This window comes from Vibrio ziniensis (assembly GCF_011064285.1).
Lineage (GTDB): Bacteria > Pseudomonadota > Gammaproteobacteria > Enterobacterales > Vibrionaceae > Vibrio > Vibrio ziniensis.
Genome location: NZ_CP049331.1, coordinates 357,156 through 374,569 on the forward strand (window position 1 = coordinate 357,156; position 17,414 = coordinate 374,569).

At 42.7% G+C, this 17,414-nt stretch carries 22 protein-coding genes; 8 read left to right on the forward strand and 14 right to left on the reverse strand.

Going from position 1 to position 17,414, the window contains the following annotated elements; all coding sequences use genetic code 11:
* Window positions 1-5: 5 nt before the first annotated feature.
* Genes ptsN through G5S32_RS01710 form a run of 9 tightly spaced genes read right to left on the reverse strand, consistent with a single transcriptional unit; the run spans window position 6 to window position 6,570 of the window.
* A complete protein-coding gene (ptsN, locus tag G5S32_RS01670; protein WP_165310186.1) occupies window positions 6-473 on the reverse strand; it encodes a PTS IIA-like nitrogen regulatory protein PtsN in 468 nt (155 codons plus the stop codon).
* A gap of 2 nt (window positions 474-475) precedes the next feature.
* Window positions 476-763, reverse strand: a complete 288-nt coding sequence (hpf, locus tag G5S32_RS01675; RefSeq protein ID WP_165310187.1) for a ribosome hibernation promoting factor — start codon at window positions 761-763, stop codon at window positions 476-478.
* Window positions 764-786: 23 nt separating this feature from the next.
* A complete protein-coding gene (locus G5S32_RS01680) occupies window positions 787-2,250 on the reverse strand; it encodes an RNA polymerase factor sigma-54 (protein WP_165310188.1) in 1,464 nt (487 codons plus the stop codon).
* Window positions 2,251-2,294: 44 nt separating this feature from the next.
* Window positions 2,295-3,020 carry an LPS export ABC transporter ATP-binding protein gene (gene lptB / locus G5S32_RS01685; RefSeq protein ID WP_165310189.1) on the reverse strand — a complete coding sequence of 242 codons (726 nt, stop codon included), beginning with the start codon at window positions 3,018-3,020 and terminating at the stop codon, window positions 2,295-2,297.
* 2 nt (window positions 3,021-3,022) lie between these two features.
* Window positions 3,023-3,520: a lipopolysaccharide transport periplasmic protein LptA gene (gene lptA, locus G5S32_RS01690; protein ID WP_165310190.1), complete on the reverse strand. Its 498-nt coding sequence runs from the start codon at window positions 3,518-3,520 to the stop codon at window positions 3,023-3,025.
* Window positions 3,501-4,064, reverse strand: a complete 564-nt coding sequence (gene lptC, locus G5S32_RS01695) for an LPS export ABC transporter periplasmic protein LptC (protein WP_165310191.1) — start codon at window positions 4,062-4,064, stop codon at window positions 3,501-3,503. Before lptC ends, lptA begins: the two co-directional genes overlap by 20 nt.
* The gene (gene kdsC, locus G5S32_RS01700; protein ID WP_165310192.1) at window positions 4,061-4,618 is read right to left on the reverse strand and encodes a 3-deoxy-manno-octulosonate-8-phosphatase KdsC; all 558 of its coding nucleotides are present in this window, start codon (window positions 4,616-4,618) and stop codon (window positions 4,061-4,063) included. Before kdsC ends, lptC begins: the two co-directional genes overlap by 4 nt.
* Window positions 4,618-5,592: an arabinose-5-phosphate isomerase KdsD gene (kdsD, locus tag G5S32_RS01705; protein WP_165310193.1), complete on the reverse strand. Its 975-nt coding sequence runs from the start codon at window positions 5,590-5,592 to the stop codon at window positions 4,618-4,620. The genes kdsC and kdsD overlap by 1 nt, the downstream gene beginning before the upstream one ends.
* A gap of 12 nt (window positions 5,593-5,604) precedes the next feature.
* A complete protein-coding gene (locus G5S32_RS01710; RefSeq protein ID WP_165310194.1) occupies window positions 5,605-6,570 on the reverse strand; it encodes a calcium/sodium antiporter in 966 nt (321 codons plus the stop codon).
* A 326-nt stretch (window positions 6,571-6,896) separates the two neighbouring features.
* On the opposite strand from G5S32_RS01710, the gene mlaF reads away from it, so the two are divergent.
* The 8 genes from mlaF (at window position 6,897) to G5S32_RS01750 (ending at window position 12,296) form a co-directional block, all read left to right on the forward strand.
* Entirely contained in the window at window positions 6,897-7,700 is an 804-nt protein-coding gene (gene mlaF, locus G5S32_RS01715; protein WP_165310195.1) for a phospholipid ABC transporter ATP-binding protein MlaF, read from the forward strand.
* A complete protein-coding gene (gene mlaE, locus G5S32_RS01720) occupies window positions 7,690-8,481 on the forward strand; it encodes a lipid asymmetry maintenance ABC transporter permease subunit MlaE (protein ID WP_165310196.1) in 792 nt (263 codons plus the stop codon). The genes mlaF and mlaE overlap by 11 nt, the downstream gene beginning before the upstream one ends.
* Before the next feature lie 2 nt (window positions 8,482-8,483).
* A complete protein-coding gene (gene mlaD, locus G5S32_RS01725) occupies window positions 8,484-8,972 on the forward strand; it encodes an outer membrane lipid asymmetry maintenance protein MlaD (RefSeq protein WP_165310197.1) in 489 nt (162 codons plus the stop codon).
* 18 nt (window positions 8,973-8,990) lie between these two features.
* Window positions 8,991-9,614 carry an MlaC/ttg2D family ABC transporter substrate-binding protein gene (locus G5S32_RS01730; RefSeq protein WP_246201072.1) on the forward strand — a complete coding sequence of 208 codons (624 nt, stop codon included), beginning with the start codon at window positions 8,991-8,993 and terminating at the stop codon, window positions 9,612-9,614.
* On the forward strand, window positions 9,611-9,928 hold the full coding sequence (locus G5S32_RS01735; protein ID WP_165310199.1) for an STAS domain-containing protein: 318 nt from the start codon (window positions 9,611-9,613) through the stop codon (window positions 9,926-9,928). The genes G5S32_RS01730 and G5S32_RS01735 overlap by 4 nt, the downstream gene beginning before the upstream one ends.
* 3 nt (window positions 9,929-9,931) lie before the next feature.
* On the forward strand, window positions 9,932-10,186 hold the full coding sequence (gene ibaG / locus G5S32_RS01740; protein ID WP_042485365.1) for a BolA family iron metabolism protein IbaG: 255 nt from the start codon (window positions 9,932-9,934) through the stop codon (window positions 10,184-10,186).
* 9 nt (window positions 10,187-10,195) lie between these two features.
* Window positions 10,196-11,461: a UDP-N-acetylglucosamine 1-carboxyvinyltransferase gene (murA, locus tag G5S32_RS01745; RefSeq protein ID WP_165310200.1), complete on the forward strand. Its 1,266-nt coding sequence runs from the start codon at window positions 10,196-10,198 to the stop codon at window positions 11,459-11,461.
* A 109-nt stretch (window positions 11,462-11,570) separates the two neighbouring features.
* The gene (locus G5S32_RS01750) at window positions 11,571-12,296 is read left to right on the forward strand and encodes a 1-acylglycerol-3-phosphate O-acyltransferase (RefSeq protein ID WP_165310201.1); all 726 of its coding nucleotides are present in this window, start codon (window positions 11,571-11,573) and stop codon (window positions 12,294-12,296) included.
* A gap of 74 nt (window positions 12,297-12,370) precedes the next feature.
* Here the strand turns inward: G5S32_RS01750 and G5S32_RS01755 are convergent, their stop codons facing one another.
* The 5 genes from G5S32_RS01755 to G5S32_RS01775 form a co-directional block, all read right to left on the reverse strand.
* Window positions 12,371-12,760 carry a RidA family protein gene (locus G5S32_RS01755; RefSeq protein ID WP_165310202.1) on the reverse strand — a complete coding sequence of 130 codons (390 nt, stop codon included), beginning with the start codon at window positions 12,758-12,760 and terminating at the stop codon, window positions 12,371-12,373.
* Between the two features lie 145 nt (window positions 12,761-12,905).
* Window positions 12,906-13,373 (reverse strand): aspartate carbamoyltransferase regulatory subunit, encoded by a 468-nt coding sequence (gene pyrI / locus G5S32_RS01760; RefSeq protein ID WP_165310203.1) that lies wholly within the window; start codon window positions 13,371-13,373, stop codon window positions 12,906-12,908.
* A 12-nt stretch (window positions 13,374-13,385) separates the two neighbouring features.
* On the reverse strand, window positions 13,386-14,315 hold the full coding sequence (gene pyrB / locus G5S32_RS01765) for an aspartate carbamoyltransferase (protein ID WP_165310204.1): 930 nt from the start codon (window positions 14,313-14,315) through the stop codon (window positions 13,386-13,388).
* 248 nt (window positions 14,316-14,563) lie between these two features.
* Window positions 14,564-15,568, reverse strand: coding sequence for an ornithine carbamoyltransferase (gene argF / locus G5S32_RS01770; protein ID WP_165310205.1), 1,005 nt, complete (start codon window positions 15,566-15,568; stop codon window positions 14,564-14,566).
* A 116-nt stretch (window positions 15,569-15,684) separates the two neighbouring features.
* Window positions 15,685-17,061, reverse strand: a complete 1,377-nt coding sequence (locus tag G5S32_RS01775; RefSeq protein WP_165310206.1) for a PhoH family protein — start codon at window positions 17,059-17,061, stop codon at window positions 15,685-15,687.
* Between the last annotated feature and the right edge of the window lie 353 nt (window positions 17,062-17,414).

Here is a 17,414-nt window from a genome sequence, read left to right on the forward strand (position 1 = left end):
CATACCTACTGTGGTTGTTGAACCATTGGCGGTTGAACCATTATGTTGTACAGCTCTTCGTCGCTTTGAGCATTACGAAGTTGCTTTAATGTTTGTTTGTCGTTCAAACGTTCCGCCATGCAAGAAAGCGTTTTCAAATGCTCTTTGCACTGTTCTTCAGGAACCAGTAGGGCAAATAGAAGGTCGACAGGGCGGTTATCGATAGAATCAAATTCTATAGGTTCTTCGCATTGGAGTAATACCGCAACGGCATTATCACTTGATGCCATTCGAGCATGTGGAATGGCAATACCATTACCAATACCTGTACTACCCATCTTTTCACGACTGAGCATACATTCGAATAGTTCTGTGGCATTTTGACCGGTGTATTCGGCAGCGATTTCGCTGATGATTTCGAGGGCTCTTTTTTTACTAGAGCATTGAACTGCACTTTTTGTGCAGCTCAATGAAAGTACTTCGCTTAATTGCATGATTAATGGCTACTTAGCTTTTCTTTATGCTTGTTGAGTTGTCTAACGAGTTTATCCACTAGGCCATCTATCGCTGCGTACATGTTTTCATCATCCGCAGTGGCGTGGATCTCTCCTTGATTTACGTGGAGCGTAGCTTCAGCGATCTGGTGTAATTTTTCAACACGTAAAATCACTTGAATGCTGTTTATATGATCAAAAAATCGTTCTAGTTTATCGAATTTGGAGTGAACATAGTCTTGCATTGAATCGGTAAGATCAATGTGATGGCCTTGGATATTGATTTGCATAGACTTTCCTTCTCTGTTAGGCCTTAAAGCAGGCGTTTACGCTGACTAGAGGGGGCAATCCCTAAAGATTCACGGTATTTCGCAATCGTTCGTCTTGCGACCTGAATCCCCTGGTCAGCAAGTAGAGCCGCGATTTTACTGTCACTCAACGGTTTTGCCGGGGTTTCCGCAGCAACCAGTTTTTTGATCAGTGCACGAATCGCGGTAGATGAACATTCTCCACCATTGTCAGTGCTGACGTGACTAGAGAAAAAGTACTTCAGTTCAAATATACCTCGTGGGGTATGCATATATTTCTGTGTCGTAACACGTGAAATGGTTGATTCATGCATTTCCACTGCGATGGCAACATCATTTAAGACCATCGGTTTCATGGCTTCTTCGCCATATTCGAAGAATTCACGCTGGTGTTCAACTATGCATTTGGCAACTTTGAGCAAAGTCTCGTTTCGACTTTCTAAGCTTTTGATTAACCATTTTGCCTCTTGCAAATTGGTGCGGATATAGTTGCTTTCAGCACTGTTACCACGGCCAAGGTTGGCGTACTGCTGGTTCACTTTCAATTTTGGAACGCTATCTGGATTGATGGTGACAATCCATTTGCCATGCTCTTTATACACTGATACATCAGGAATTACATATTCAGCATGTTCCGAAGCAATGCGGCTACCTGGTCGTGGATCTAACTGTTGAATCAGTTGAAGCACTTCGCGTAAGTCTTCTTCTTTGAGTTTAGTCTCTTTCAATATGACTTTGTAATCGCGATTACCAAGTTGATCGATATGATTAGCCAGTATCTGTTTTGCACTGTCTAACCAAGGAGTATCTTCAGGGTAGGTTGCCAATTGTAAAAGTAGGCAATCTTGGAGGTTGAGAGAAGCAACACCGAGAGGATCGAATTGTTGGATACGCTTTCGTACCGCTTCAATTTCATCCAGCTCAATTTCTTCACTGTGGAAATTTTCTTGAATGTCTTCTAACGAAACGGTTAGGTAGCCGTAGTCGTCAATCGCATCGATTAATGCTAAGGCAATTGAACGGTCGTTATCGCTAAATGGCGTCAGATCAAGCTGCCACAAAAGGTAATCTTGCAATGTTTGCGTTGTTTCGCCTTGGTACACAGGCATATCGTCATCTAATGCAATACCTGTACTGCCAGTATTAGCACTGTATACGTCTTCCCAAGTCGTATCGATTTCTAACTCAGCACTGATTTCAGATTTCTCAATCAGATCAGAGCTATCTTGTGGTTCAATCTCTAAGGTCTCAGTACTGTTGTCTTTTTCCTCATGGCTACTGGTCAAACTTTCAGCTGATGACAGTTCGTCTCCTGGTTCTTCAACATCCAATAGAGGGTTAGAGTCCAACGCTTCTTGGATCTCTTGTTGCAGATCGAGTGTTGACAGTTGCAATAAGCGAATCGCCTGTTGCAACTGTGGTGTCATAGCTAACTGTTGGCCTAACTTAAGCTGTAATGAGGGTTTCATTCAGTAACGACTACCTTGTTGTTAGAATTGTCTATGATTATTAATCATAGACGGAATTGTTCACCGAGATATACCTGCTTCACTTGTTCGTTATTCAGTACTTCTTGCGGTGTTCCTTCAGCGATGAGCTGCCCTTGACTTACAATATAAGCCTTTTCACATACGTCCAATGTTTCTCGTACGTTGTGGTCAGTGATCAGGACTCCCAGTCCACGATCTCTTAAATGTTCAATAATTTTTTTAATGTCAATAACGGAAATTGGGTCTACGCCAGCGAAAGGTTCATCCAATAATATGAACTGTGGATTCGCAGCTAGAGCTCGAGCAATCTCTACTCGGCGACGTTCGCCGCCTGACAGTGCCATGCCAGCACTGTTTCGGATGTGCTGAATATGGAATTCATCAAGCAAATCTTCAAGCTTGTCTTGACGTTCTTCTTTGCTCAGTTCTTCACGAGTTTGCAGTACTGCCATAATGTTATCTTCCACAGAAAGTTTGCGAAAGATAGATGCTTCTTGTGGCAAATACCCAATCCCCATTCTTGAGCGACTGTGCATTGGCAAAATACTGATGTCTTTATCATCAATGCTTATAGTGCCTTCGTCTCGCGCCACCAAGCCTACAATCATGTAGAAAGAGGTGGTTTTCCCCGCACCGTTTGGTCCAAGTAATCCAACGATTTGACCTGATTCGACCTTTAGGCTTACGTCAGAGACGACTTTTCTTTTTTTATAGCTTTTCGCTAAGTGTTCTGCTTTTAGGATCGCCATAGTTATTCTTTTGATGCTGCTTGTGGCTGAAGAACGGTTGATACTCGTCCACCGCCATTGCCGTCAGCAATAAGTTTTTGCGATGAAATTTGATAACGAATTTTGCTGCCACGAATTTCGCTATCATCTTGAGACAGCAAAGCTTTATTTATCATAGTTAATTCATCAGCTGACATCTTGTAATACAGCTCTTTTGCTTCTCCGTACAACGTTTTTCCGTCATCGGTGAGCTGAGAAAAAGTCACTACATTTCCATAGCCTTCAATTTCTTCAATTTGCCCCGTTTTCGCGTCACGAATAACAATCAGTTTATCGGCATTGATATTAATACTGCCTTGTTTCAGCTTCACATCACCACTGAAAGTCACACGGTTACTTTTCATATCTAACTGTTGGCTATCAGAATCAATGTACACAGGTTGTTGGCTATCGGTTGATAAAGCCAGAGCCTGTCCTGAATTCAGTAAGCAAGCAATAAGACTAAGGTGCGAGAGTTTCATATCTACCTTGTACATGGTTGTAAAGAACGGCCGAATGATCACTAAAGTTACCTTTCATTGCCTGTCCATTAGTTTCAAATTGAGGACCGTTCAAACCTACCGGATTATCAGCCCAAAAATCACGATTCTTGAGGTTAATACTCAGCTCTGACGTCGAGAGCTTATCAAAACCAGAATCATCTAGTAAATTTTTCACGATAACATCATCATACAGCGTTAATACGTTATCTTTAGCTAAAATACCGTGCTTTGCTGTGATCTCCCACTCTTGATTGGTTCCTTCGCGGAAGATTTTTAATATTGGGGTGTCAAACTTGGTGCTGCCACTTTTAGCATAGTGATCCAAATGTGCAGACTTGATCACATAACTTCTTACTCCACTTTCGTTGTAAGAAACGTTATCCAAATTCATTCCACTAAACATCGGTAGCTCCGTGTTAGGTGCTACTTGAATATCTGCAGTTTGTTCCTTGTCGTACAGGTAATAAGCTGACCATGAAGCGACAAAAAAAAGTATCGTATAAAGAATACGAGACAAACTCATATACTTAAGCCTTTATGTGTGTCTAACTCATTACGTGCTTGTAGGATTACATCGCATACTTCACGTACTGCGCCGTGCCCGCCTTTAATGGTTGTTACATAATTAGCGCGTTTAGCTAGTAATGGATGTCCATCGGCAACACACACTTTGAGTGCAACTTTTTCCATTACAGGCCAGTCAATTAAGTCATCACCAATATAGCCTGTATGTTCAGGTTGGATCGCCAGTTTTTGGCAAATATCGTGATAGGCCTTAACTTTATCATCTTGACCTTGATAGATGAGTTTTATGCCAAGTGCAGTCATTCGGTTTTCGACGATTTTTGATTGACGACCAGTAATAATAGCGATTTCAATTCCGGCATTCATCAAGGATTTCACACCGTAGCCATCGCGAGTATGGAATGTCTTTAGTTCTTCGCCGTTATTTCCCATATAGACAAGACCATCTGAAAATACACCGTCGACGTCGCAAATTAACAGTTTTATTTCCTTTGCGATAGCAAGAATGGAGGCATCAATCTCGCCGTATAGGGTTTCAACCGTTTGAGACATTACATCACTCCCGCTTTTAGCAGATCATGCATATTAAGCGCGCCGACAACTTTTCCATCTTCAACAAGAATTAAGCCGTTAATGCGCTTTTCTTGCATTAAGTTTAGACCTTCTACTGCGAGTATATTTGGTGAAGCGACAGTAGGGTTTTTCGTCATGACTTCACTGATTGTTGCGGTATGAATATCAATGCGTTTATCTAGAATTCTGCGCAAATCACCATCTGTGAAAATGCCGATTAAGTGATCGTCTTCATCTGTCACCGCTGTCATACCTAAGCCTTTCTGGCTGATTTCTAACAGCGCTTCTCTAACTAGTGCGGTCGGTTTTACTTTTGGTAGAGCTTCTCCGAAATGCATGATATCAGCGAGCTTCATGAGTAGCTTACGGCCAAGTGCTCCACCTGGATGAGAAAGGGCAAAATCTTCGGCTGTAAAGCCACGTGCTTGTAACAATGCTACTGCTAATGCATCACCCATCACCAATGTTGCTGTAGTACTTGATGTTGGGGCTAAACCTAGAGGGCAGGCTTCTTTAGGAACAGTCACTTGCAAATGGATATCTGACAGCTTTGCCATGTTCGACTGAGGGTTGCCGGTCATACTGATGATGCGGTTATTCAGTCGCTTTAGTACCGGAAAAAGTGACAAAATTTCCGCAGATTCGCCAGAATTAGAGATAGCTATGACAATGTCGCCTTGCTCAATCATCCCCAAATCGCCATGCGAGGCTTCACCTGGATGGACAAAAAATGCTGAAGTACCTGTGCTTGCAAGGGTTGCTGCTATTTTTTTGCCGATGTGGCCAGATTTACCAATGCCCATAACAACAACTTTGCCGTTTTTGTTGTCTAGTATCATGTTGCAGGCGCGGCTAAAGTCTTCATTTATGTATTGGTCTAGCTGTTGTAGTGCTTCGATTTCCGTTGTCAGCACTTGCTGAGCAACACTACGGTAGTCAAAGTTTTTAGACATATTAAGCTCCAATTACGCTGCCATATTCATAAATAGATAAGTTTGGTACGCCAAAAAGGTCATGCACAGGATCGTTCCTTCAATGCGGTTAATACTGCGTGATTTACCTAGCGCCATCACCACAAGAAGAAGTGATACGCCAAGCATTACCCAGAAGTCCCTTCCCATTGCATGTTCACTTAACATTGAAGGATTCAATATTCCAGGGATACCCATAACTGCCAAAATATTAAATACGTTTGAGCCGACGATATTACCTACAGCCATATCGTCTTCGCCTTTAAGGACACCAGCTACGGAAGCGGCAAGTTCTGGCAGACTTGTACCGACAGCAATGATTGTCAAACCGATTACAAGATCACTCATACCGAAATATTTGGCGATAATTACCGCGTTATCGACCAGTAAACCTGCTGATATAGGTAATAAAATTAAACCAATAACGATCCACATTGCAGCTTTAGGGTTAGTGACGTCATTAGGGATTTCAGATTCTTGCTCTTCTAAAAGAAGATCACCGTTTTTTTGTTCATTACGGCTAATTTTCAACATGGCTATGATGAATACACCGAACAGAGCAAACAATAAGACGCCTTCGTAGAAGCCCAAGTGGTTATTCCACATGATAGCACCTGCTAGAAGAGTAACCGCTATCATTAGTGGGAATTCTCTACGAAGAACTGGCGAGCTGATGGATAGTGGTTTAATTAGAGCTGTGATACCTAGAATCAAGGCGATATTTGCGATGTTGGAACCTAGCACGTTACCCACCGCTGTATCTGTTTTGCCGTTGAGAGCAGCGGTTGCTGAAACCATCATTTCTGGAGCAGAAGAGCCCATAGCGAGAATCGTCATGCCGATGACTAGTGGCGAAATACCGAAGTTGCGTGCTAATGCTGCAGAGCCGAAGACTAATTTGTCGGCACTCCAAACCAAAATGATTAGACCTACAAGAAGAAAGGCAACAGCTTCGATCATGATGATTCCTATACTTAATCTGTGACTAAAATGTGTAACCGCCGATTTTGACGCTTTGGGGGGGAAAAGGGAAGCTGAAGTTCCAAATTATTGTTTTTAAATTTGAAGCAAATTTGTATACAAATGTCGCGTCAATGAACACTACATTTAGCGTTGAACACGAGTAAATAGATAGCTTCTAAATGAACTAACTCTTCTAAAGATCAAGGATATTTATGTTTACACCTAGATATTTTTTGTAATTGAACAGTGCTTTTAATTTAAAAGGAATATGCTTATTATGACTTATTACCTAGATGAAAATCGCAAAGTAGCGAATAGCCAGTATGCCTAACACTGACTTAATTACGATCAATAATTTAACCTTTTCCAGAGCTAACCGAACAATTTTCGATAATATAAGCCTTCACGTTCCAAAAGGTAAAATTACCGCGATTATGGGACCTTCAGGGATTGGTAAAACCACACTGTTACGCCTTATTGGAGGGCAACTATTACCCGAGAAAGGTGAAATCTGGTTTGATGGCAGTAATATACCAACCCTAGGGCGGAATAAATTATACAAAGAACGTAAAAAAATGAGCATGTTGTTTCAGTCTGGTGCTTTATTTACGGATCTTAATGTATTCGATAACGTCGCATTCCCTATCAGAGAACATACTGATCTAGATGAGTCTTTGATTCGAACTTTAGTGTTGTTAAAACTTGAAGCCGTTGGGCTTCGAGGTGCAGCCGATCTGATGCCTAGCGAACTCTCTGGTGGTATGGCAAGACGAGCCGCTTTAGCTCGTGCTATTGCTCTTGACCCTGAACTTATCATGTATGACGAACCTTTTGTTGGCCAGGACCCTATCACTATGGGGGTATTGGTGGAACTGATTCGTAACTTAAACCAAGCTCTAGGTGTGACTTCTGTTGTCGTTTCTCATGATGTTCCTGAAGTTATGAGTATCGCTGATTGGGTTTATTTGCTGGCGGAGGGTAAAGTGATAGCTCAAGGTACTCCGCAAGATTTGTATGAAGCTAAAGATCTTCGTGTACAGCAATTTTTAAATGGTGAAGCGGATGGGCCGGTTCCTTTCCGTTATCCAGTTCAACCAATTGAAAAGGATCTTTTCCATGTTGGCTGATTGTTTGAAATGGGTGAGCCAGCTAGGCGCTCGTTCTTTAGCTATTTGTGAATCATTGGGTAAAGCTAGCCTAATGGTCTTTGGTGCGATATTTGGCCGACCTCATCCCATCAAAAATTTTCCACTGCTTGTTAAACAGCTTTATAGCATTGGTGTCCAATCATTAGCCATAATCATAGTGTCAGGGCTGTTTATTGGCATGGTATTGAGTTTACAAGGCTATGTCATTCTTGTGGATTACGGTGCAGAAACTAGCTTAGGCCAAATGGTTGCTTTGTCATTATTACGTGAACTTGGCCCTGTTGTGACAGCACTACTATTTGCTGGACGTGCTGGTTCAGCTTTAACTGCCGAAATTGGCTTGATGAAAGCGACCGAGCAGATCTCCAGTTTAGAGATGATGGCGGTTGATCCATTGAAACGAATTATCGCTCCTAGATTGTGGGCGGGTTTAATATCTATGCCATTGTTGGCAATGATTTTTATGGCCGTGGGTATTTGGGGAGGGCAGTTGGTTGGTGTTGAATGGAAAGGCATCGATCACGGAAGCTTCTGGTCAACCATGCAGTCGTCAGTCGAATTGGGTGAAGATATTGGTAACAGTATGATCAAATGTATTGTGTTTGCCATTACAGTGACTTGGATCTCTCTGTTTAATGGCTATGACGCGGTTCCTACCTCAGAAGGTATCAGTCGTGCAACTACGAGAACAGTTGTACATTCATCCTTAGCTGTACTCGGGTTAGATTTTGTATTAACTGCATTGATGTTTGGGAATTAAGCATGCAACAAACACGTAAAATAGAGTTTTGGGTAGGCAGCTTTGTGCTAGCAGGAATTTGCGCAATTCTGGTAATGATATTTCAAGTCGCTGACGTAAAAGGACTGGGATCGAATGATACTTACTCACTTCAGGCAGAGTTTGACAACATTGGTAGTTTAAAAGTAAGAGCTCCAGTTAAAGTGGGTGGTGTTGTTGTTGGCCGAGTTTCGTCTATCGTATTGAACAGAGATAGCTTACTTCCAGTTGTGAAAATGGCTATTGATAGTCAGTATGATCAGTTCCCTGAAAACTCCAGTGTGCATATATTGACGTCTGGTCTAATTGGCGAGCAATACATCAGCCTCATACCCGGCTTTGTTTTTGAAGATGAAGAGATGCTTAAAGATGGTGATCTTATTGAAGACACGAAATCTGCCTTAGTATTAGAAGATTTGATCGGTCAGGTGCTTTATAGCGTAGGTGGTTCTGATAGCAAGGATAAGGAGTAGGCCATGTTGAAACGTTATATGACCATAATATTGGTATCGTTTTTTTCGTGGATAGTGAATGCTCAGGAAATTGATCGCACCGATCCTTACAAGATGATGAAGCAAGTCGCTGAGCAATCATTTAGCCGTTTGAAAGCTGAACAGCCGAAGATTCAGCAAGATCCTGATTATTTAAAAGTGATTGTTGAAGAAGAGCTTATGCCTTACGTCAACGATCAGTACGCAGCTTTAAAATTACTTGGTCCTAATTTAAAAGGGGCTAAAAGGGAAGATGTGGGCGAGTTTGTGACTGCTTTTAGAGCTTATCTGGTAACAAACTATGCTCAGGTGCTGACTCAATATACCAACCAACAAATTGAGTTTGGACCTGAACCTCAACTAGAGGATGATCGCCGAATTTCAAGCATCAAGGTGGATATTATTGATACACCGCGTCCGAACATTAAGTTGGAATTTAAGTTACGTAAAGAAAAGTCGGGTGACTGGAAAGCGTTTGACATGATTGCAGAGGGAATAAGTTTACTCTCAAGCAAACAGTCTGAATGGAATGGCAAAATTCGCCAAGAAGGTATTTTATCTGTGGCGAAAGAGCTAGAAGCTTTGTCGCAACAACCGATTCGATTTGAGAGTAAAGCGCAATGATGCATCCGCAGTGGCAGACGGTTAATTCAGGAATTGCGAAGCTGACCGGAGCGCTGGATCGTGATAAGGTGCCGCTCTTGTGGAAAACATTGCAGCAATGGCAACCAGAAACAGAACAGTTTGAAGTCTCTTTACAGAACGTTGAACGTATTGATTCTGCTGGGATGGTGATGTTGATTCACCTAATAGAGCATGCAAAAAAACGAAATTGTCATATAATGCTCAGCTTTGTGCCAGATCAACTACGCACACTGTTTCAGCTGAGCAATGTAGATGAGCTGATGGCTCAACATATAAAAATTCCAATGGGGTGAATTGTGGATAGCACACAACTTAAAGAAATCTTGGATCAAGCACTCAACCTTCAAGAAATACATTGTAAAGGTGAGGGTAGTCACTACGAAGTGATCGCCGTGGATGAATGCTTTGAATCAATGAGCCGTGTGAAGAAACAACAGCTAATATACGGTCCATTAATGGAATATATTAAGCGTAATGATGTTCATGCCGTTTCTATTAAAGCGTTCACGCCAGCAGAGTGGGCTCGCGATAAAAAATTGATGTCACTTTAAGGTTAGTGAATGGATAAGTTTCGAGTAATTGGGTCAGATAAACCACTACAAGGTGAAGTGACCATTTCTGGTGCTAAAAACGCAGCACTACCAATTTTGTTTGCGTCTATTTTGGCAAGCGAGTCAGTTGAGGTGGCTAACGTACCTCACTTGAGAGACATTGATACTACAATGGAGCTACTTAAGCGCTTAGGTGCGAAAGTAGAGCGTAACGGTTCTGTTCATGTAGATCCGAGTCAGATTAATCAATTCTGTGCTCCATATGATTTAGTCAAAACCATGCGCGCTTCTATTTGGGCTTTAGGCCCGCTAGTTGCTCGTTTCGGTGAAGGTCAGGTATCTCTACCTGGTGGTTGTGCTATCGGTGCTCGTCCAGTGGATCTTCATATTCATGGTCTAGAGCAATTAGGTGCAACGATTGTTTTAGAAGATGGCTATGTAAAGGCGAGTGTTGATGGTCGCTTGAAAGGCGCGCATATTGTGATGGATAAAGTGAGTGTTGGTGCAACGATCACTGTCATGTGTGCGGCAACATTAGCTGAAGGTAAAACCGTTTTAGATAATGCAGCGCGTGAGCCTGAAATTGTCGATACGGCTAAATTCTTAAATCAACTTGGTGCGAAAATTACTGGCGCAGGTACGGACACGATAACTATCGAAGGCGTTGAGTCTCTAGGTGGTGGTAAACATACTGTTGTAGCTGACCGTATTGAAACTGGGACATTTCTTGTTGCTGCGGCAGTGTCTAAGGGTAAGATCGTTTGCCGTAAAACCAATGCAAAATTGCTAGAAGCGGTGATAGCGAAACTTGAAGAAGCTGGAGCAGAGATCGAAACTGGTGATGATTGGATTAGCCTAGATATGACAGGTCGCCAACTGAAAGCGGTATCTATTCGTACGGCGCCACACCCGGGTTTCCCAACTGACATGCAAGCACAGTTCACTTTGCTGAATATGATGGCAAAAGGCGGTGGTGTGATTACTGAAACCATTTTTGAAAACCGTTTTATGCACGTGCCTGAACTAATGCGTATGGGTGCTAAAGCGGAAATCGAAGGTAACACAGTAATTTGTGGCGATGTGGAGTCGTTAAGTGGTGCACAAGTGATGGCAACTGACCTTCGTGCGTCTGCAAGTTTAGTGATTGCTGGTTGCATTGCTCACGGTGAGACCATCGTAGATCGTATTTATCATATTGATCGTGGTTACGAGCGTATTGAAGATAAGCTTTCAGCTCTAGGCGCAAATATTCAGCGCGTACGTGCAGCGAGCTAGTTTTTAGTTTAGTTTATAGGCCGAAGTCTAATGATTTCGGCTTTTTATTTTGACCTGAGCTTTATTTATTACCTGAACTCAGGTTGTTAAGCTCCTTTGGAGAAAACAGATGATTGCATTACTTCGTATCATTGCTGTCGCTATCTTTGCTGTAGTGATGTTTGTATTCGGATGTGGTTACTGCTTACTAAGCCCTCGTAATCCGAAGCATGTCTTCACGTTTGGCCGTATGTTCGCTGCGATGTCGAAAGTGTTTGGTATCAAGTTGGAACTTCGTATACCAGAAGATGCTTACGAGCGTGGTCAAGCGATTTATATCGCTAACCACCAGAATAACTGGGATCTTTTCACGGTTTCTTCTGCGGTGACACCAAAAGTGGTGACAGTTGGTAAGAAAAGTCTAGCGTGGATGCCATTATTTGGTCAGTTATACTGGCTAACGGGTAATATTTTGATTGACCGAGCAAACAAAACGAAAGCGAAAGGTACGATTAATCAAGTGGTTGATAGCATTAAAAACAGCGACGTATCAGTATGGATGTTTCCTGAAGGTACTCGTTCTCGCGGTAGAGGTCTATTGCCATTTAAAACTGGAGCTTTCCATGCGGCTATGGGCGCGGAAGTGCCTGTGATTCCAATCGTTTGCAGTTCAACTCGCCATTTGAAGTTAAACCGCTGGAATAATGGTCATGTGATTGTTGAAATGCTTCCACCAGTGTCTTACGAAGAATACAAAGACAAATCTGTACGTGATCTTTCAAACCAGTGCTATGAAGCAATGAAAGTAAAACTTGCTGAGCTGGATAACGAAGTCGCTCAGCGTAACGCGAAATAATACCGCTTCTGACTGGCGAATAAAAAGGGTTGCTTAGGCAACCCTTTTTGCTGTTTAGTGGTGTTCAAAAGAGATTACTTACGAACAGCGATGGCTTCAATTTCGATACCCACATCTTTTGGCAGGCGAGCGACTTCAACACATGAACGAGCAGGGTAGTGAGCAACATTGTGTTCATCGAAGAACTTACCGTACACTTGGTTAACTGTACCGAAATCGTTCAGATCTTTTACAAAAACGGTCATTTTTACGATGTCGCCAACAGTTAAACCTGATGCCTCAACCACAGCTTTTACGTTGTCTAGAGATTGGCGTGCTTGAACTGCGATATCGTCAGAAACTTCACCAGTTACTGGGTTTACTGGAATTTGGCCAGAAGTTAAAACCATATTACCAAGGTCAACACCTTGAATGTATGGGCCAATTGCCGCTGGAGCAGATTCTGTGTGTAAAACTTTTGTCATGGTTCTTATTCCATTTATTATTCAGGTAACTAACAATGTCAGTGTGATACCGTAGAACTGACATTGATATAAAAAGGGTCTGTATACCGAGTTGGAAACAGACCCTAGCAGTTTGCCTCTTATACCTGAAGAGGTAAAGGCTTGATTAACCTTCGCGTTCCGTCACGATTTCTCGAGAGAATACTTTCTCGCAGTACTTACATTTCAAACGAACATCGTTATTCTTCTCGAAAATACGGAAGCTACTTTCTACGGGTTCATTGTGTGAGATACAGTTGCTGTTTGGACAAGCAAACACACTGTTGATTTTCTCTGGCAGTTCCAAAGCAAGCTTCTTCACGACTTCGTAGTTTTCGATTTGGTTTACCGTAGCATGCGGAGCATAAAGCGCCAGTTTGTTCGCTTGTTCTTCGTTGATGAACACATTCTCAATCTTGAGTAGATCTTTATGTCCAAGTGCAGATGACGGTAAGTTCAAGCCGATAGTCACTCGTTGTTGAGTGTTATGCATATCAAACAGTTTAAGAACCTTGATGCCCACTTTGGCCGGAATATGGTCAATCACTGTGCCATTTTTGATGGCTTCGACTTGCAGTTTGGTTTCTTTACTCATGACAGTCTCCAATTACAGTGATTCGTTCAATACAAGGGCTAACAGTGCTTCACGTGCATAAACACCGTTGCTCGCTTGTTGGAAGAAATAAGCGTGAGGTGTTTTATCTACGTCAGTGGTGATTTCGTCCACGCGAGGAAGTGGGTGAAGCACCTTCATATTCTCACGAGCGTTCTCAAGCATCGCAGCAGTCAAAACGAAAGCGGACTTAATGTGTAAGTATTCAGATGGGTCAAAACGCTCTTTTTGCACTCGAGTCATGTACAGAATATCAAGTTCAGGAATAACGCTTTCCATATCGCTGTGTAAGCTGTATTCCACACCTGCTTCATCTAGCTCTTCACAGATGTAATCAGGCATCGCCAAAGCGTCTGGTGCTACAAAGAAGAAGCGGTTGTTATCAAACTTAGCTAAAGCCTGTGCAAGTGAATGTACAGTACGTCCATATTTTAAGTCACCAACAAAAGCAACATTCAGGTTGTCTAGTCGACCTTGAGTTTCATACAGAGTAAACAAATCAAGTAGGGTTTGAGTTGGGTGTTGGTTTGAACCGTCACCGGCGTTGATAACCGGAACACCATTAGAAAACTCAGAAGCTAGACGTGCGGCACCTTCTTGCGGATGACGCATAACAAAAGCATCAACATAAGAAGTTATGATTTGAACTGAATCAGCCAATGTTTCCCCTTTGTTTGCTAAAGAGGTATTACCGCCGTTATCAAAACCGATGACACTGCCACCGATACGTTGAATAGCCGTTTCAAATGATAAGCGCGTACGAGTAGACGGCTCAAAGAAACAGCTTGCAACGACTTTGTTTTTAATCAGTTCAGGTTTTGGTTCAGCTTTAAGCTGGCCTGCAGTTTGAACAATCAATTCCAATTCTTGTCTTGAAAGCTCAGAAATGGAGATGATGTGCTTTTTATAAAGCGAGTTAGCCATGATCTTCTTCCCTATCATTTTCTTAAAGTCATAAAAAAGCCCCCCAATAAGGGAGGCTTTAAAATTCAACAACGGGGGAAAACAGTGTGCCCTGTAAGCGTACTTGCTTACCGAAATCTTTAGCTGCACGATAGTCAATATGCATCAATTTCATTGGGCCCCCCTAGACAAATTGTTGGGGATTATACGCTTTGTTTCCAGTGACGCAAGCGATTACGCCATTAATCACTTAGCTAATCGTCTAGCGTTTAATCGCCTAGCGTTGCAACCATCACCGCTTTGATGGTGTGCATGCGGTTTTCTGCTTCATCAAACACGATTGAGTAGTCCGACTCAAATACGTCTTCGGTAACTTCCAAGCCTTTCATGCCGAATTTTTCAGCGACTTGTTTGCCAATAGTGGTTTCATCGTTGTGGAATGCTGGTAAGCAGTGCATGAACTTCACATGAGGATTGCCGGTAGCCTTAATCACATCCATATTGACTTGATATGGCTTCATTAGCGCGACACGCTCATCCCAGGCTTCTGGTGCTTCACCCATAGAGACCCAAACGTCGGTATAAAGAAAATCGCAACCTGTGACGCCTTCCACAACATTTTCAGTGAGGGTAATTTTTGCGCCGCTTTCTGCTGCCAATTGTTGGCAGGTTTGCACCAAATCGGCGTCAGGCCAGTATGCTTTTGGTGCAACTAAACGGATATCCATCCCCATTTTTGCCGCTCCAACCATCAATGAATTGCCCATGTTATTACGGGCATCGCCAAGGTAAGCGAACTTCACATCGCTCAGCGGTTTACCACGAGAGTATTCCTGCATGGTTAAGAAATCTGCCAGAATCTGAGTTGGATGAAACTCATTTGTTAAGCCATTCCATACCGGAACGCCTGCATATTTACCCAATTCTTCGACTATCTCCTGACCGAAACCGCGGTATTGAATACCATCATACATACGTCCTAGTACGCGAGCGGTATCTTTCATCGACTCTTTGTCGCCAATTTGTGAACCTGAAGGACCTAAGTAACTGACTTGTGCGCCTTGATCAAAAGCGGCGACTTCAAATGCGCATCGAGTACGAGTAGAGGCTTTTTCAAAAATGAGAGCGATATTTTTGCCGATGAGTTTTTTTTGCTCTGTGCCCGCTTTTTTTGCTCGCTTTAAATCAGCAGAGAGATCCAATAAAAATTGGATTTCTTTCTGCGTAAAATCAAGCAGTTTAAGATAATTGCGGTGACGTAAATTGAAAGCCATGACTCAGTCCTTAGATACAAATAACGAGTACGGCTATTTATACATAGAAATGCTATAAAAGTGAATAATTATTTTAAATAAAAGGCGAGATGTGTTTAACATCTCACCAAAAATGCTTATAAATTCTCTTCGGCGAATTCAGCTAAGCGGCTGCGAACCACGCCGTTGAGGTGAATGTTGGCGCTACCTTCAAAGTTTTTGAAGCGTTCCACCATATAGGTGAGTCCTGATGTCACAGGGGTTAAGTATGGGGAATCTATCTGTGCAAGGTTACCTGAGCAGACGATCTTCGTGCCTTCACCACAGCGTGTGATGATGGTTTTGATTTGTGAAGCCGTGAGGTTTTGACACTCATCAAGCAATACAAAGGCATCTTGTATTGAGCGTCCACGCATAAAGTTAATCGATTTGAACTGAATGTTGGCTTTATCAACAATGTATTTTAGAGAACCTTCGGTGCAATGGTCATTCTTATGCAGAGCCTCTAAGGTATCGGTAACGGCTGCAAGCCAAGGCATCATTTTTTCTTCCTCTGTACCAGGAAGGAAACCGATAGACTCGCCGATATCAGGAGTATTACGGGTGACGATGATTTTATCGAACATCTTCTTCTCAACGGTTTGTTCTAATGCCGCCGCCATCGCTAGCAATGTTTTACCACTACCGGCAGCGCCCGTCAGAATAACGAGGTCAATTTCAGGGTCGAGCAGAGCATCTAACGCCATTGCTTGGTAGATGTTCTTTGGCATGATATCCCAAGCTTTGCGGTGCATCATGCGCTCTCGGCTCATATCGCGCAGAGTAATTTTATCTTCGGTGATGGTCTCCACTCGAGCTGCAAAATCACTCTCTTCATCGATAACATATTGGTTGATGTAAGTGGGTTCAAACGGCTCGCGATCAAGCTTGTGGTAGGTTTTACCTTCCAATGCATAACTATCTACATTCTCAACCTGATCCCAGAAATTTCCCGCTCTGGTTTGGAAACCTTTGGTTAGGTACTGAACATCATCAATCAATTGGTCAGTACGATAGTCTTCAACATAACGTACACCTGCTCCTTTGGCACGCAGTCGCATGTTGATGTCTTTAGTGATCAGAACAACCGAGCGAGGGGCGCGTTTGTTCTGTAAATGGAGTACAGCGTTAAGTATACGGTTGTCGCCTTCTTTGTCGGTGAAAGCTTTTACGCTCTCGTGGACATCATAGTCGGCTAAGATTGAAATGGTGCCGGTCGCACTGCTTTGTTTGGTAAAAGGAATCCCTTCTGATATCTCGTCTGGTGTCGCATCGTGGAACAAATTCTCCAAAGCTCGAATCGCTACACGAGCATCGCGTGCAACATCGCGTTTGCTGTCTTTGATTCGGTCGAGTTCTTCGAGGACGGTCATGGGTATGACCACATCATGTTCTTGGAAGGAGTAAATGGCTAGAGGTTCATGAAGTAGGATATTGGTATCCAGTACAAACAGTTTCCGATCGGTATCGCCCATAAGCGTCTCCTTGCTATCGTATAGCTTGCTTTCATAGGATGTTTACATCCAGAGGTCGCAACGAATCGTACGCTTTGGGTAGGCTTTCGATCTATTGCGACTTACTGCAAACCCGAGTTGATACTCACTGTTGTGATAAGCAGACTTTGTGCCAAATATTGATTCGGTTTGATCTGTTTACCTGTATTGAGTATAGCAACTTCATAGCTAAGAAATGCCATCGGTTTTTTACAGTTTGATGTCATCGCACACTAGAATAAAAAATGCTGGGATTGAGCGTGACCTGTATCACGCCATCAAGTAAGATTAGCGACCTTTTTCTGCTGCACTCTCCTAAAGCGATCATAATTAGG

Bases quoted from the DNA above. Each gene is read 5' to 3' on its own strand.
- ptsN (WP_165310186.1), bottom strand. From the start codon at position 473: ATGCAATTAAGCGAAGTACTTTCATTGAGCTGCACAAAAAGTGCAGTT.
- hpf (WP_165310187.1), bottom strand. From the start codon at position 763: ATGCAAATCAATATCCAAGGCCATCACATTGATCTTACCGATTCAATG.
- G5S32_RS01680 (WP_165310188.1), bottom strand. From the start codon at position 2,250: ATGAAACCCTCATTACAGCTTAAGTTAGGCCAACAGTTAGCTATGACA.
- lptB (WP_165310189.1), bottom strand. From the start codon at position 3,020: ATGGCGATCCTAAAAGCAGAACACTTAGCGAAAAGCTATAAAAAAAGA.
- lptA (WP_165310190.1), bottom strand. From the start codon at position 3,520: ATGAAACTCTCGCACCTTAGTCTTATTGCTTGCTTACTGAATTCAGGA.
- lptC (WP_165310191.1), bottom strand. From the start codon at position 4,064: ATGAGTTTGTCTCGTATTCTTTATACGATACTTTTTTTTGTCGCTTCA.
- kdsC (WP_165310192.1), bottom strand. From the start codon at position 4,618: ATGTCTCAAACGGTTGAAACCCTATACGGCGAGATTGATGCCTCCATT.
- kdsD (WP_165310193.1), bottom strand. From the start codon at position 5,592: ATGTCTAAAAACTTTGACTACCGTAGTGTTGCTCAGCAAGTGCTGACA.
- G5S32_RS01710 (WP_165310194.1), bottom strand. From the start codon at position 6,570: ATGATCGAAGCTGTTGCCTTTCTTCTTGTAGGTCTAATCATTTTGGTT.
- mlaF (WP_165310195.1), top strand. From the start codon at position 6,897: ATGCCTAACACTGACTTAATTACGATCAATAATTTAACCTTTTCCAGA.
- mlaE (WP_165310196.1), top strand. From the start codon at position 7,690: ATGTTGGCTGATTGTTTGAAATGGGTGAGCCAGCTAGGCGCTCGTTCT.
- mlaD (WP_165310197.1), top strand. From the start codon at position 8,484: ATGCAACAAACACGTAAAATAGAGTTTTGGGTAGGCAGCTTTGTGCTA.
- G5S32_RS01730 (WP_246201072.1), top strand. From the start codon at position 8,991: ATGACCATAATATTGGTATCGTTTTTTTCGTGGATAGTGAATGCTCAG.
- G5S32_RS01735 (WP_165310199.1), top strand. From the start codon at position 9,611: ATGATGCATCCGCAGTGGCAGACGGTTAATTCAGGAATTGCGAAGCTG.
- murA (WP_165310200.1), top strand. From the start codon at position 10,196: ATGGATAAGTTTCGAGTAATTGGGTCAGATAAACCACTACAAGGTGAA.
- G5S32_RS01750 (WP_165310201.1), top strand. From the start codon at position 11,571: ATGATTGCATTACTTCGTATCATTGCTGTCGCTATCTTTGCTGTAGTG.
- G5S32_RS01755 (WP_165310202.1), bottom strand. From the start codon at position 12,760: ATGACAAAAGTTTTACACACAGAATCTGCTCCAGCGGCAATTGGCCCA.
- pyrI (WP_165310203.1), bottom strand. From the start codon at position 13,373: ATGAGTAAAGAAACCAAACTGCAAGTCGAAGCCATCAAAAATGGCACA.
- pyrB (WP_165310204.1), bottom strand. From the start codon at position 14,315: ATGGCTAACTCGCTTTATAAAAAGCACATCATCTCCATTTCTGAGCTT.
- argF (WP_165310205.1), bottom strand. From the start codon at position 15,568: ATGGCTTTCAATTTACGTCACCGCAATTATCTTAAACTGCTTGATTTT.
- G5S32_RS01775 (WP_165310206.1), bottom strand. From the start codon at position 17,061: ATGGGCGATACCGATCGGAAACTGTTTGTACTGGATACCAATATCCTA.